Consider the following 15,243-nt stretch of genomic DNA (forward strand, 5'->3'; position numbering starts at 1 on the left):
GTATGTTTAAGAAATCTGTTATCAGACAGTCATACCTGCTGCCTTTACTACTTTTGGTAATGCTGCTTGCGGGTTGTAAAACATCGAAGGTTGTCAAGACCGCACCGGTGGAACCGGCTTACCTTTCGTCTAAGCTGCAGCTGACAGTGCCTAACAAAAACGGCAGTATTACTGTAAGTGGCAGTATGAAAATGAAAAGTGGCGAACGGATTCAGCTGTCTGTCCTGATGCCGGTGTTCCGTTCGGAAGTAATGCGCATGGAGGTCACTCCGGATGAAGTATTGCTGATAGACCGTATGAATAAACGTTATGTACGGGCAACCCGTGATGAACTGAAAGAGTTATTGCCTGAGAATGCCGATTTCGACCGGTTAGAGAAACTTTTGTTCAAAGCTTCCCTTCCGGGAGAGAAGAACGAGCTTACAGGACGTGAACTGGGGATTCCTTCTTTGGAGAAAGCCAAAGTGAGACTGTCTGATTTTTCGACCGCCGAATTTGAATTAATCCCCACCGAGGTATCATCCAGGTATACTCAGGTGGCATTAGAAGACTTGTTAAAAATGCTGATGAAACTATGAACCGCTTTCTTTTGATTCTGGTAAGCTGTCTCTGTTTGACAACTGTTGTTTCAGCTCAGTCCAATAAACTGATTAAGGAGCTGGAGAGTAAGCGTGGTGCCTTGCAACAACAGATTGCGGAGACTGAGTCATTGCTGAAGAATACGAAGAAAGATGTAGGTAGCCAGTTGAACGGGCTTGCTGCCCTTACCGGACAGATAGAGGAGAGAAAGCGCTATATCATTGCCATGAACAATGACGTAGAGACTGTCGGTAAAGAAATCTCCGGATTGGAGCGTCAGCTCAGAGGGCTTCAGCGTGACCTGAAAGATAAAAAGAAGAAATATGAGTCATCCGTGCAGTACTTGTATAAGAATAAATCGGTTGAAGAGAAACTGATGTTTATCTTTTCTGCCAAAAGCCTTGGACAGACTTACCGGCGCCTCCGTTATGTGAGAGAATATGCTACTTATCAACGTCTGCAGGGAGAAGAGATCCTGAAGAAGCAGGAACAGGTGAACCGTAAGAAGAAAGAGCTTCAGCAGGTGAAAGCCGCTAAAGAAAACCTGTTGCGGGAACGGGAGAGCGAAAAGGCTAAACTGGAAGCACAGGAGAAAGAGAAACGTGAGATGGTGGCTAACCTTCAGAAGAAACAGAAAGGGCTGCAAAGCGAAATTAATAAAAAACGGCGTGAGGCTAACCAGCTGAATGCAAAAATCGACAAGCTGATCGCAGAAGAGATAGAGCGTGCCCGCAAGCGTGCCGAAGAAGAAGCTCGCCGGGAAGCAGCCGCCCGCCGGAAAGCGGCTGCCAAAGAGGACAAGACCTCCTCAACGGGAAGTGGCACTGCTCCGGCAAAGAAAAAGGCGGCGCCTTTGGAAAGTTTCACTATGAGTAAGGCCGACCGGGAACTTTCGGGTAATTTTGTGAGTAACCGGGGCAAACTGCCGATGCCTATCACAGGTCCTTACATCATTACCAGCCATTACGGACAATATGCCGTGGAAGGATTACGTAATGTGAAACTTGATAATAAAGGAATTGATATACAAGGCAAGCCGGGTGCACAGGCACGTGCTATCTTTGATGGTAAAGTAGCAGCCGTGTTCCAGTTGAATGGGCTTTTTAATGTACTCATACGTCACGGGGATTACATTTCGGTATATTGTAACCTCTCGTCTGCTTCTGTGAAATCCGGTGATACGGTAACCACCAAGCAGGCTATCGGTCCGATTTTCTCAGACGGTAGTGACAATGGACGGACTGTCTTACATTTCCAACTGCGCAGAGAGAGGGATAAGCTGAACCCCGAACCGTGGTTGAACCGGTGACGCTTTCATTGGGTAAATAGGCACATACATAACAACAAGTCGTTTTTTTAATCTTAAATGAATACAACACATGCGAATCATCACTCTACTAATTACTTTATTTGCTTTTGGGATAACACCGTTGCAGGCATTCTCCTATTTCTCTTTTAAGAAGTATCAGGTAGAAGACGGATTATCACATAACACAGTCTGGTGTGCCATGCAAGACAGCTATGGTTTTATCTGGCTGGGCACGAGCGACGGTTTAAATTGTTATGACGGGCGAGGCAACAAGGTTTACAGAAATATCCTGAATGATAAATTTTCGTTAGAGAATAACTTTGTGCAGGCGCTTTTTGAGGAAGAGAACCAGAACATTTGGGTCGGAACCAATTGGGGACTTTATATCTATGACCGGGAACATGATCGTTTCACCAATTTCGACAAGAAAACCCGGTATGGAGTCTTTATCAGCAGTGAGATTAAGAAAATTATAAAGACCGAGAGCGGATTAATCTGGATTGCCACTTTAGGACAGGGATTGTTTATCTATGATCCCAAGACCGATGTGTTGACACAAAACAGCCTTCAGACTTCTTTTATATGGGATGTCTGTGAAAGTAACTCCCGCCACATTTATGCTTCTTCCTTACAAGAAGGTCTGCTTTGTTTCGATGAGAACGGCAAATTTCTGCAATCTTATCCTCTTATATCCGTGGGGAATAATCCCGATAATTACCGTATTAACTGTTTACTTGATATTCGCAGCGATATCTGGTTCGGAGCCGGAAGCAATCTGCTGTATTGTCTGAACGAGCGCACCGGAAAATTGGACTGTTATAATGCTTCCCATCTGAATTTTGGTGTTATTCGTTGTCTGTTAAGTTATTCGGAAATAGAACTTCTGGTAGGTACTGACAACGGGCTTTACCTTTTTGATTTGCGTGATAAGACTTTTTCGCGGATCGATAACCCATCAGATCCCAGAAGCTTGAGTGACCAGTCGATCAATGCTATGATGCGTGATGCAGAAGGGGGAATTTGGGTGCTGACTAATCTCGGAGGAGTAAATTATCTGGCTAAGCCTACCAAAAGATTCGACTATTATCCTCCTGTCTACCGGGATGGGGGAGTAACTGCCGGGAAGGTGGTAGGCCCTTTTTGTGAGAATGCTGCCGGAAATATCTGGGTGGGTACCCGCGACGGTTTATGCTTCTTCGACGTGTCCACTCATCAGTTGACCGCTTATCCGATCGGTGGGAGAGCGGATAAAAAATATGACATACGCTCTTTGTTGCTGGATGGTGACCGTTTGTGGATAGGCACTTATGCCGAAGGCTTGAAGGTACTCGATCTCCGGACCGGGCATGTGAAGTCGTATAATCATCTGCAGGACACCCCGAACACGATTTGCAGTGACGATGTTTTGGCTGTCTACAAAGACCGTAGCGGAGATATTTTTGTCGGGACCAGTTGGGGCCTGTGCCGTTACAATCCTCAGGAAGATAACTTTTCAACCATCACTACGGTAGGATCGATGGTATCTGTGGTCGATATTCTGGAGGACATGTATGACAATTTGTGGATTGGCACGTCCAACAGTGGGGTGTTCCGCTTTAACACACGGAACGGACACTGGAAACATTTCCAGCACGAAAGGAATGATTCGACTACCATTACCAACAATTCCGTGATTACACTGTTTGAGGACCTGAAAGGTACCATGTGGGTTGGTACGAACGGTGGAGGGCTTTGTTCATTCGATCCGAAGACGGAGACATTTGTTGACTTTGATCCGGACAATACCATATTGCCCAATCGGGTCATCTACTCCATTGAGCAGGATAAGACGGGCGATTTCTGGATATCAAGCAATGCGGGACTGATAACGATTAACCCGATCACCAAGCAGCATTTCCGCCAGTTCACGGTCAATGACGGTCTGCAAGGTAACCAGTTCACTGCCCAGTCATCCTTGAAGACGACAAGTGGCAAACTCTATTTCGGCGGAATCAGTGGGTTCAATTCTTTCGTTCCCGACCAGTTCATGGATAACCAGTACATCCCTTCTGTATATATCACCGAAATACGTCTGCCCTATACGACAGATGAACGGGTGGTACAGGATATTCTTCATCTGGAAGAGCCTCTTTATCGTGCCAAGACCATTACGTTGCCTTACGAATATAATACTTTCTCGGTTAGCTTCGTTGCCTTGAGTTATGAAGATCCGTTGAAGAACCGTTATTCCTACCGCTTGAAAGGGGTGGACAAAGAGTGGGTGGTCAATTCAGAACTGAATACGGCTTCTTACACTAATTTGCCTCCGGGTAAATATGTTTTCGAAGTAAGAGGTTCGAATAATGATCATAGGTGGAACGATCAGACTACCTCTCTTCTGATTGTAATCACGCCTCCATGGTGGCTGACTACATGGGCATACTGCATCTATACGCTTCTTCTGATCGGACTTGCCTATTATGCAGGCTGGCGATGGAACCGATATGTGAAGAAGAAGTACAAACACCGGATGGAAGAGTATCAGACTGCAAAGGAGAAAGAAGTCTATAAATCAAAGATTAGTTTCTTTATCAATCTGGTACACGAGATCCGTACCCCGTTGAGCCTGATCCGTCTTCCTCTTGAAAAATTGCTGGAGGATAAGCGGGAAGGACGGGATGCCAAGTACTTGTCGGTGATCGACCGGAATGTTAATTACCTTTTGGGGGTCACCAATCAACTGCTCGATTTTCAGAAGATGGAGAACGGCGGAGTACAGTTGAATTTGAAGAAGTGCGATATCAATCAGTTGGTAAGCGATGTTCATGGGCAATTCACAAGTCCTGCCGAACTGAAAGGCATCTCGGTGGTGCTTGATCTGCCGGAAGGTGAGATTTTTGCCTCGGTGGATCGCGAAAAGGTTTGCAAGATTATTGTCAACCTGATAGGTAATGCGGTGAAATATGCCCAAAGCCGTATCGATATTAAATTGGTATCTTCCGGTGAGGGTTTTCGGGTTTCGGTGAGTGATGATGGTCCAGGTATTCCGGATGCTGAGAAGCAGAAAGTGTTTGAGGCCTTCTATCAGGTAAAGGACGGTAAATCGGGTGCGGTTGGCACAGGCATCGGACTGGCCTTCTCCAAGTCATTGGCTGAAGCCCATCATGGTACCTTAAGTCTCGAGGACAGCGTATATGGCGGTTCTTCTTTCGTGCTCACTTTGCCTTGGGGCGAGGAGGTGGTTTCTGAAGAGCCCGAGGTGCTGATGCCGGAAAGCCAGAATCCGATTGCCGAAGAATCGGTTTCCGAGGTGCCGGGCAGTAAGTTTACCATCCTGCTGGTAGAAGATAACGTAGATCTGTTGAATCTGACGCGGGAGTCACTGAGCACCTGGTTTAAAGTCTTGAAAGCCCAGAACGGCCGGCAGGCGCTTGAAGTGCTTGCCAATGAAACGGTAGACGTGATTGTCAGCGACGTGATGATGCCTGAGATGAATGGTTTGGAGTTGACGGCTAAAGTCAAGACAGATATTGAATACTCCCATATTCCTGTCATCCTGCTGACGGCAAAAACTACGTTGGAAGCTAAGGTTGAAGGTTTTGAGTATGGAGCGGACGTGTATATCGAAAAGCCGTTCTCCATCCGCCAGTTGCACAAACAGATTGAAAACCTGCTGAAGTTGCGCCAGTCGTTCCATAAAATGATGACCGAATTGTCCGGCAACAGTGGAGCTTCGCCCGTCAGTCTCGTAGAATATTCCGTTTCGCAGAAAGATTGCGAACTGATGGCTAAAGTGCGGGCAGCCGTCGAGGCGCAGCTCTCTGATGAGCATTTCTCTGTCGACACATTGGCGGAGTCCCTCAATATGAGCCGTTCCAACTTTTATCGCAAGATAAAGGCACTGGCCGGCATGCCGCCCAATGACTATCTGAAGACGATTCGCTTGAACAAGGCTGCCGAGTTATTGAAAAACGGGGTACGCATTACCGACGTGTGTGAGCAGATTGGTTTCAGTTCTTCGTCTTATTTTGCCAAATGCTTTAAGATTCAGTTTGGAGTGTTGCCCAAGGATTATCATTGATCATCTTCTGCGATGAATACTATTTTACGAAAATATTTGCTGAAAGATGGCTTGGTCCGGCCTTTCGGAGCCTTCCCGGAGAGGGGAGGATTTATGTGTACGCGCGGTAAGTCTGCGCATATACGCAGATTTATTTTCGTCTATGCGTAAATCCGAATCCTTCAGAAAGGTGCTTTAGGGCGTTTTGGAGAGAGAAAGAGTGATCGGGGCGGAGCGGGGAGTAGCGGTATCCCCTGTTCCGCTTTTATAGATAGAAGTCGGGATGATTCTTAATTTTTATAAATTAAATACCGGCCGGAGAGGTGTCTTTCACTTCTCATTGATCCCTTCTTTGCGAGGTTTTCCCAGGAGAGGCATTCCATCGGTATCCCAGCTTATTTTTTGCAGGCGGGGACTGCGTGAGTCTGTTGCGCCCGGAGCGTCATTCGGGATTCTTCGGGCATGATAAAGCATATACCATTCCTTTCCGTCCGGCGAAGGTACGAAAGAAGGGCTGCCCGGTCCGAAGACACTGTCTTCGGGTTGTTGTTCAAAGACAGGCGTGTCCAGCTTCTTCCACGATGCGGCGTCTGTCAGGTCGCTGCCGGCATCGGCACTCAGCCGTCCGATGCAGTAATAAGGGGTCCAACTTCCGCTTGCACAGTAGTATATCAACACTTTGTCCTTGTTTTTCGGCTCAAAGAACTGTGGGGCTTCGTTGACGTGGATCGGATAGGCCGTTTTACTGCCGTCGGGCGAAATCCATTGACGTTCCCATTCATACTCCGGTTCCGAAATCATCACTCTGTCCGACGAGAGTGTCCATGGATTCTCCATCTTGGCTATGTAGATGCATTGGGTTTCGGCCTCGATCCGTCGTTTGGGCCATCCGCACCAGATGAGGTAACGTTCTCCTCGGTGCTCAAACGTACTGGCATGGATTGCCCAGTTATCGTCTTTGTCCGTTTTGATCCGCCCTTTCATCACAAACTCACCCTCCAGCGGGTTGGCTGAGACATTTTCGATCACATAGATGTGGTGATTATCCATATTGCCGTCGTCCGCGGCGAAGTATACGTACCATTTTCCGTCAATCCGGTGTATTTCAGGTCCCCAAAGGTGATACGAACTGGACATTTCCTTCGGTATCCACACCTCTTTTCGGGTTGCATGTTCCAGATCGGTGATATCATTCGTTTCCCAAAGGATGATTTTATTCTCGGCTCCTTGTGTATAGTAATATTTACCTTCGTGAAAAACAGCCCATGGTTCTGCTCCCACGGGCAGTAGGGGGTTGGTATAGGTGGCTCCGGAAGGGACCTCCTTGGATGCGGGAGCCTTTTTGTTTTGACAAGCCGGACAGCAGATGAGTGCCAGCAAGAGCAATGGGATATGTATGAGTTTCATAGGCTTGGGGTTTACAACAACGTTACAAATATAAATACCTTTTGAGGGGGCTGAAGGCGGAGAGGGGCAAGTTTAGGCTATTTTAACGTGAATCGGTCGACCACGCGGAGGGCACAGAGTTCCACAGGGAATCTATTTCTTAGTTAAACAAGAGATTAAAACTTTGTGGAACTCTGTGGTGGGCCGATGGCGTCAGAGCTCGCTGATTTCCGAATACAGCTCAATCATGCAGGAGTTTTCCAGCAAGCTTTTGAACTTGTCTTTACGGTTGCCCGACCAGTCGTTGTTCAGCAATCCGTTTTCGTCACGGGTATACTGCCAGGCATAGTCCGCATTGTCTATCATGGCTTTCACGTAAGTATCATCTTTATCAACCTCGTAAAGAGCTTTCAAGCCGCGGAAGAGGATGACGTTGAACCACGGACTTGACGGAAAGAACTTCATTTCCCCTTTTACCGTAGGCTGCGGTTTCAGGAAATGCCGGCAGGCACCTTTGGCCGTCTGCTGTGCGTCTTTCAGGTACTGTTCGTCTCCGGTAGCCTGATAGAGCAGTACGCCTGCTTGGATCATCTGTCCGCTGTTGTACGTATATTTGGCATAACCGATTTTTCCTTGCAGATTTTTATTGTCCCAGTAGACAAAATCAGACGGGTCACGGAGGTTATCACGTGTCCACTGGTAAGTTGCCTTGGCTTGGTCGAGGTATTTTTTCTCTTTGGTCAGCTTGTAGAGCTTCATGCAGAGAACTGTTGCAGGAGCATTCGAACAAGTATTCTTTGATTCCTTTTTCTGTTCGCACCAGTAGATACCGCCTCCCAGATCATCCGACCATCCGGAATAGATGTAATCGTGCAAGGCAATGGCTTTCTTCAGGTATTCCTTATTCTTTGTGGCTGCGTAATAGTCGCAGAAGTCAATCGCTACCCAATCATTGTCGTCGTAGTAACGGTCATTCTGGCCGGCAAAGGCGGGATAAGACTGATAACACTCCGGTTGGCGGGTAGTATCCCAGTACAAGTCGAGTCCGGGCTTGATCTGCTTGTCCATCAGTTTCTTGTACTTTTTGTCGCCGGATGTTTTATAGAGCGATACACAGCCTGACACCATTGCCGAATAAGGCCACAGGAAAGATACTTCTTGTTGGGTAACTTCTGAGCCGGTGTTGGCTGTATACGTGATCTGTTGATTCGGATTTTGTGGATAAGTTTCCATCAGCAATCCATACTTTTTTACCTCATAGAGAGACAGTACCCGTTGGAGGAGTGAATCGGCTCTCTGAAGGTAGATTTTACCTCCCAACTGTGCCGATAAACAGGCAGGAACCAGCAAGAAGGTGAGGGCAATGAATGATTTTCTCATATTTATATTCAAATAATGGCGATCGGTGGTTGGGCAGGTGGCACGGCGTTCACAGGGGTTAATCCGGTGAGCGGGCTGTGCGACTCGACAATAACTCAACTACTGATTCGCATAAACAGTAAAATTGTAGATTGCAGTCGAGAGCTTCCCGGGGTGCAAGGACCTTTTCACCACAGGCAACACAGGTTATTCATGTTGACCATTCGTGACTTAGAAGTCACTCTGTGTTACCCTGTATCCTCTGTGGTGAGTTTTGGTACATCCCCGGGCGCGAGGCTCCCTTCTTTACTTTATTTTCTCGAAGATAGCTTTGATCCGTTTCATATCCAGTTTGGGAGTACGGTCGTAATAGTAGATACCGTTCTTCTCCTGTTCCACGTCGGTCAGCTGTGTATAGCAGAATCCCGTCACGTGCGGTGAGTCGATAAAGGCATCGATCTGACCTTCCAGACGTTTGTAGAATGCTTCTGCATTTTCCGGCATGCCTCCGTATCCCCATGAATTTTTCCGGTCTTTCTCTGCCATCCAGGGGATACCTCCGAACTCGTCAACCATGTAAGGTTGTCCTTCGTAAACAGCCAGAAAGTCTTTGTCGCGTGCATTACGATAAGGCTCTTTGCCTTCTTCCATTTTTAGCTGTTCAGTCAGTTTGGCACGATCCTGTTCGTAGTTGTGTACGCTCCAGATATCTGTTATCACATGGTTATCACCACTGGCATCGTTTACCGGACGAGTCGGGTCGATAGCTTTGGTAATGTTGTATACGTCACGTACCAGACGGACATAAGCATCTGGACCGCCACCCCAAGTTTCATTGAAAGGAGTCCAGGTTACGAGTGAGGGATGATTGCGGTCACGAACCACTACTTCACTCCATTCACCCAAGAAGTTGCGTGCAGCCAGCTCCTTGTTTACATCCAGCATCCAGCTTGCCGATTCTCCCCAAGTGATGTAGCCTAACTTGTCGGCCCAGTAATAATATCTCTCTTCAAATACTTTCTGGTGAAGACGTGCCCCGTTGAAACCGGCTTCTTTTCCCAGTACGATGTCATTCTTCAGGTCTTCATCGCTCGGAGCTGTCCAGATACCTTCCGGATAGAATCCCTGATCGAGTACCAGGCGTTGGAAATAAGGTCGGTTGTTCAGATAGAAACGTCCGTTGGCTGTGTGCACTTTGCGCATACCGGCGTATGATTTCACTTCGTCCAGTACGTTGCCTTTAGCGTCCTTTACCTGATAAATGAGATCGTACAAGAACGGATCTTCCGGCGACCATAGCTTCATATTCTTCACCGGCAGAACTACTACCGAACTGTTGGCACAATTTACACTTTTCTTGGCAACGGTTTTATTTCCGTCTTTCAAAGTGATTTCCAATGTGTTGGCCGATTCATTATAAAATTCCGGTTCGATGACCAACTGTTTCTGGTCGATGTCCGGGCGTACGAATACCGACTTCAGACCATTGGCTGAGACAGCTTCCATCCATACAGTCTGCCAGATACCGGTAGTACGGGTATAAGAGCAGCCTCCCGAATAATAGTTACCGCATTGCTTTCCTCCGGTCTGTAGTCCGGAACGGAGATCATCTTGTACGAATACCACCAGATTGTGAGTCTTTCCGGGTACTACATAGCGAGTCAGGTCTACGGCAAACGAAGACGAACCGCCAAAATGACGTTGTACGAATTTACCATCGATGTAGATTTCTGCACAATAGTCCACAGCACCGAAGTTCAGGAATATCTTTTTCCCATTCCAGTCCGATGGGACGGCAATATTGCGTTGATACCACATCTGTTCGATGAAATCGGTATAGCCTACTCCCGAAAGTTTACTTTCCGGGCAGAAGGGTACAGTGATGTTTTTATCAAACTTCTCTGCCGACTGCAGGCGGCGGTCTTTTCCTGATTTACCAAAATCGAAATCGAATGTCCAGGTCCCGTTCAGGTTTACCCATTGTTCCCGTTCGAACTGTGGACGGGGATACTCCGCTCGCGGAGTATCTGCACTGAAACAGGACCAGCTGTTCAGCATGAATAGCATTGCTGCTGCTAAAAGTTTTTTCATTGTAATTGTGTGTTTGGGTCCTTCTTCCCCCTCCACTTGCAGGTAGGGGAGAAAGGAGGACTTGTGTATGAATATTGAGTTTATTATTATAATGGTTCGGAGTGGTTATTCACCTCTCGATCGGGAGGCTCCCACTACCGGAAATTCCGTTATTCTTAATGTAGTGCATCCATAAGGAATCAGGGTGATTTCTGTTTCCGGCCCTTCGCCTCCGCTACAGAAAGAATAAGGTTGAGGCCCTGCCATTTCGTTGTAAAGTTTCCATGAAGGTACCAACCTTGCTTTCATCCGTATTTCTATCGGAGCATTTTCCTTATTCCAAGGGAATACGGAAGATTGCTTTTCCGTATGAATCGTTACACGGGCATGTTCGTTCGCTTGGTTACGGTTGAAATCAACCAATCCATAGTTCCATGCTTCGGTTGGAGTCACTGCATAATAATACGGACCATACCAAGGTTCCTCAAACTTTTTCTTTTCCCATTTTTCTTCCATCTTCAAAGCAAATACCAACGGACCGCGTTCAATGGTTACCGAATTTTCATACCAAGTGCTGGCAGTGACTTCCATCGGCAGATGAAGTTCTACCCGGTCTCCTTTTTTCCAGTTGCGGTTGATAATGGCCATCCGGCCTCCTTCGGCATGTTGAAGGAGTTGTCCGTTGACTGATATTCCAGCTTGTTTGCACCATTTCGGGATACGTAATTGGAGAGCGAAGTTTACTTCTTTCCGTTTTTTATCCATTGATTGAAGGGAGAAACTGATTTTGTCATCCATCGGATAATAGGTTTCTTCACTGAAAGTTACCGTACACCCGTCCGCTACTTTGGCCGTCACTTCCGATGGAGCGTATGCCGTAACAGCCAGTCCGCCGTCAGGAGTGGCATACCAGAGGTTTTGGGCGAATTTAGGCCATCCTTGGTGCATGTTCGATGCGCAACAAGGATATCCTGTCAATAGTCCGAAACAGTTGTCCGTTCCTCCATGATCCTGATCGAAGTTGCGGCGGTGGCGTGTCACCATCACCTGATTGGCTTGCTGGAAATATTGTTTCGTCATGAAATCGTCAGAAATTTGGGTAGGCAGTGCATTGAATGCAATCCGTTCCAGATGGTCGGCGAAATCGATATCACCTGTGATCTCTACCATTTTCTCCAGCGAATACATCAGTTCCACTGCCGAACAAAGTTCGGAACCCTGAGTTGGATTATTACCATGCAAAGCTTCGTCACCGCCATACATACCCTGAGGTTGTCCGTGAAACTGGCGAATATCACTGAAAGCACGTTTCACTGCATCGAGATATGCTTTGTCCGGTTCTTGTTGATAATAGATGACAGGTTCTTTGATGCCTTGCGCCAGGTTGACGCAATGAATTGTGTTGATGCGTCTCAGGTCACCCCGGTTCACCATGTCTACAAAACTAAAACTCTGTTTATGGATCAGTTTGCCAAGATCAAGGAGGAACGAATCTCCGGTGATATTATAAAGCCAATACACAGCCTGAAGATTATCACAAGCACGGAATTCTGCCCAAAAGGTCCAGTTGCCCAGTGGTTTTTCCGGTAAAGTTTTCAGTTGGTAGCGGAAATAGTTGGTCATGAACCTGATAACCCGCTGGTCATTGGTGGCGGAATAATATTGTTGAAGTATCTTTAACATTACCATGCGTGGCCACCAGTCGTGTGAGTTGTCCCGTTGTATGCCGGCTTCTCCCGGATAGTCTTTGGCCGGGCCAAAGAATCCGTCTTCCCGCTGGCTATTTAAAGCCCATTCTATCCAGGGTTGCACTTTAGCTTTCAGCTGTGCATCGTCCAGGATATATGCCAGTGGAAGTAATCCGTCAATCCAATACGGTCCTCTTTCCCATTGGTCACCGTCGCCGCCGAGCCAACCGTTGCGTTCGCCCATCACTAACGGATACAGTTTGTCCATTTGCCCGGTTGCCCCGTTTTTCTGCCTGACCAGCATTTCCTGCAGCCATCCTTTAGCTTTGATACTGCCCAATGGCAGTTCCATAAAAGGCTTGCGCACCAACGGATAGCGGTTGTTGGTATAATTTTCGGGGGTATCGGCCCGGAGCCCGCTTCCTAAAGAAGAGAAGCAGAGACTCAGTCCGATAAGCAGATATGTAAACGTATTCTTTTTCTTCATGAGTGTTTTTCTATTAATGTTTGGGTACAGAAAGTTTTATTCTCTGGTGTTCGGGAAAGCGGAAACACGCAGCCTGGCTGCTCCCATCGGTATCAGTGTAATTTCCTCTTTCTCTCCTTTCGGTGCATCCATTTCAGGGAGTTCGCTGCACAAATCGTATTGGTCGATGATCCATGAAGGAACTTTCCGTCCGATGGCTTTTACTTCAATCGGTGTACTTGCTACGGTGAACGGGAAGTTATCTGCCGGCCATTCTTTGCGTACTACTTTAAAGTCTTTCAAAGGTTCGTTCTTACCGAGTACCAATGCGTAGTTCCAAGGAGTTTTTGCATAGATCTCGTATGTCGGCCATTGGCTGGCGTCGGCGCCTTTCTGCCATTTAGAGTCACCGATAGCCGTAGCGCGGCTGTCCTTTTTCACATAATCTTCGTCAATTATCAGTGACATTGTCAACGGACCGTAGTCTACGCTTACACTGTTTTTGTTCACTTGCCATGTACGCATCGAAAGTTGCATCGGCAGTTGAATCTCCACTTGGTCATTGTCTTTCCATTCGCGATTGATGCAGGCATATTGTCCGGTTTCGGGGTTGGCCGCTACCTTCTTGCCGTTAACAAAGATAGTCGCACCCTCTGTCCATGAAGGGATTCTCAGATAGAACGGGAAACTTACAGCTTTCGGAGTATTTACCGTAAACCGGATGGTTTCCTCGAAAGGATAATTCGTCTGCTCGTGAAGGCTTATTTCGTTTCCGTCACCCACTTTCACTGTTGCTTGGCAGGCGGCATACATGGCGGCCGCTACACCGTTATCCGGACTGGCCAGAATCAGATGTTCGGCATAGTAAGGCCATCCCTGTGCATGATTGTGCTGGCAGCAACGGCTACTGAAGGGATTCATTGCCAGGAAAGGTCCCCGGTTGTCGATGCCCGGATGATGGTTCTTTGAGTCACTGACAGTTTGATTGGGACAAGTGATATAACGCAAACCCTTGAAGTCCGGCATTACGGCAGCCGGATAACTGTTGAATGCCACCTCTTCGCAGTGTTCTGCCCAAAAAGGATCGCCGGTCATACACAGCATCAACTCGTCCGAGGCCATCTGTTCCACCAATCCGCAGGTTTCTACTCCCTGGCGCGGGTCAATTGATCCCATACGTGCATTTTCATCGGCACCGAACATACCGCCCGGCACTTGTCCGAAAGTACGGCGGATCAGGTTGTGCACATTATAAGATGCTTTCAGCAGGGTCGAGTCTCCCGTCATCATATAATAGGTAGCCGGTTCGCGGAAACACTGCGCGATGTTCACGTTGTGCCAGTTTGGCAATGCCGACGGACGGGTCCAGTCTGCTGTGTTGCGGTGTATTTTCTCAGCCAGTTCCAGTAAGAACTGATCTCCTGTACGGTTATAGAGCCAATATACGCTTAACAGGTTGTCCCCGCCACGGCTGTTTTCCCAATAATCTTCCAGAAACTGTTCATCCGGTACACTCAGTTGCCATTTGAAGTAATTGGTCATCAGGTCAATAACCCGTTGATCATTTGAATATTCGTAATAGGATTGAAGACACCAGAGCATGATCATCTGTGCCCACAACTCTCTTTTTCCGTTTCGTTCGTTGATAGGACCGAAATATCCGTCAGGCTGTTGGCTGGCAAATGCACCTTCAAGCCATATCTTGGCCTCGTCGATCATTTTCTGATCCTTTAATATATAGGCCAGGTTTCCATATCCTTTCAGCCAGTAGGGAACCTCTTCCCATCCATGGTCTCCTCCTTGGGTCAGCCAGGCATTGTTCTCCTTACCCAGCCATGCGCTGATTTCATTCAGATGCCCCGTCAGTCCATCTTTCTGTAGTTCCAGATATTTCTTTAACCATCCTTCGGGTTGGATACTTCCTACAGGTAGTTTAATGAAGTTCATCGGTTTCAGTGGCAGGCGGTTTCCTACATAATTTACGTTGGTTTGTGCACAGTCGGGCCGATTCACTATAGCTACTGCCGATGATGATTGATCGGAAGTGCACGATGCTGCCAGTAATCCGGCGGTAATCAGGATTCCTGCCAGGCCTCCTTTCAGATTTTTCATCTTTTTCATGTTTGGGTGTTTTTACTTATGGTTATTATTTAGGGGTTATTTCGATACAAATCAGTAGCTTCGTCTGATATCATGCTACAAAGTTTGTGAATTCTGCATGAAATGTGTGAAACAAACTATTCAATAAATAGCAATTACTGACCAATAAGATGTGAAATACAGGTTCAGTGAACAATAGGAGCATAAAAAGAACAGTTTCTTTTGTTTATTGAGCAGTATTTATCCC

Annotated in this window: 8 protein-coding genes; 3 read left to right on the forward strand and 5 right to left on the reverse strand. The window is 47.1% G+C overall.

Annotated features, from left to right (window positions below):
- The first annotated feature begins 2 nt into the window (after window positions 1–2).
- The 3 genes from lolB1 to FDF36_RS13265 all read left to right on the forward strand — a co-directional run bounded on the left by lolB1 (window position 3) and on the right by FDF36_RS13265 (window position 5,948).
- A complete protein-coding gene (gene lolB1, locus FDF36_RS13255) occupies window positions 3–578 on the forward strand; it encodes a lipoprotein insertase outer membrane protein LolB1 (RefSeq protein WP_409013157.1) in 576 nt (191 codons plus the stop codon).
- Window positions 575–1,888, forward strand: coding sequence for a murein hydrolase activator EnvC family protein (locus FDF36_RS13260; protein WP_220391626.1), 1,314 nt, complete (start codon window positions 575–577; stop codon window positions 1,886–1,888). Before lolB1 ends, FDF36_RS13260 begins: the two co-directional genes overlap by 4 nt.
- A 70-nt stretch (window positions 1,889–1,958) precedes the next feature.
- A complete protein-coding gene (locus FDF36_RS13265; protein ID WP_220391627.1) occupies window positions 1,959–5,948 on the forward strand; it encodes a hybrid sensor histidine kinase/response regulator transcription factor in 3,990 nt (1,329 codons plus the stop codon).
- 309 nt (window positions 5,949–6,257) lie between these two features.
- Here FDF36_RS13265 and FDF36_RS13270 read toward each other — a convergent pair whose 3' ends face one another.
- The 5 genes from FDF36_RS13270 to FDF36_RS13290 form a co-directional block, all read right to left on the reverse strand.
- Window positions 6,258–7,334: a glycoside hydrolase family 43 protein gene (locus FDF36_RS13270; protein WP_220391628.1), complete on the reverse strand. Its 1,077-nt coding sequence runs from the start codon at window positions 7,332–7,334 to the stop codon at window positions 6,258–6,260.
- 192 nt (window positions 7,335–7,526) lie between these two features.
- Window positions 7,527–8,693, reverse strand: coding sequence for a glycoside hydrolase family 76 protein (locus FDF36_RS13275; RefSeq protein ID WP_220391629.1), 1,167 nt, complete (start codon window positions 8,691–8,693; stop codon window positions 7,527–7,529).
- A 285-nt stretch (window positions 8,694–8,978) separates the two neighbouring features.
- A complete protein-coding gene (locus FDF36_RS13280) occupies window positions 8,979–10,763 on the reverse strand; it encodes a glycoside hydrolase family 2 protein (protein WP_220391630.1) in 1,785 nt (594 codons plus the stop codon).
- A 105-nt stretch (window positions 10,764–10,868) separates the two neighbouring features.
- On the reverse strand, window positions 10,869–12,917 hold the full coding sequence (locus FDF36_RS13285) for a beta-L-arabinofuranosidase domain-containing protein (RefSeq protein ID WP_220391631.1): 2,049 nt from the start codon (window positions 12,915–12,917) through the stop codon (window positions 10,869–10,871).
- Between the two features lie 36 nt (window positions 12,918–12,953).
- Window positions 12,954–15,017, reverse strand: a complete 2,064-nt coding sequence (locus tag FDF36_RS13290) for a beta-L-arabinofuranosidase domain-containing protein (RefSeq protein ID WP_220391632.1) — start codon at window positions 15,015–15,017, stop codon at window positions 12,954–12,956.
- Window positions 15,018–15,243: the final 226 nt, after the last annotated feature.

The organism is Bacteroides fragilis, assembly GCF_019583405.1.
Lineage (GTDB): Bacteria > Bacteroidota > Bacteroidia > Bacteroidales > Bacteroidaceae > Bacteroides > Bacteroides fragilis_B.

What these genes read in the sequence shown, in the direction of transcription:
- FDF36_RS13275 (WP_220391629.1), bottom strand. Translation starts at nt 8,693, where the DNA reads ATGAGAAAATCATTCATTGCCCTCACCTTCTTGCTGGTTCCTGCCTGT.
- FDF36_RS13280 (WP_220391630.1), bottom strand. Translation starts at nt 10,763, where the DNA reads ATGAAAAAACTTTTAGCAGCAGCAATGCTATTCATGCTGAACAGCTGG.
- FDF36_RS13290 (WP_220391632.1), bottom strand. Translation starts at nt 15,017, where the DNA reads ATGAAAAAGATGAAAAATCTGAAAGGAGGCCTGGCAGGAATCCTGATT.
- FDF36_RS13270 (WP_220391628.1), bottom strand. Translation starts at nt 7,334, where the DNA reads ATGAAACTCATACATATCCCATTGCTCTTGCTGGCACTCATCTGCTGT.
- lolB1 (WP_409013157.1), top strand. Translation starts at nt 3, where the DNA reads ATGTTTAAGAAATCTGTTATCAGACAGTCATACCTGCTGCCTTTACTA.
- FDF36_RS13285 (WP_220391631.1), bottom strand. Translation starts at nt 12,917, where the DNA reads ATGAAGAAAAAGAATACGTTTACATATCTGCTTATCGGACTGAGTCTC.
- FDF36_RS13260 (WP_220391626.1), top strand. Translation starts at nt 575, where the DNA reads ATGAACCGCTTTCTTTTGATTCTGGTAAGCTGTCTCTGTTTGACAACT.
- FDF36_RS13265 (WP_220391627.1), top strand. Translation starts at nt 1,959, where the DNA reads ATGCGAATCATCACTCTACTAATTACTTTATTTGCTTTTGGGATAACA.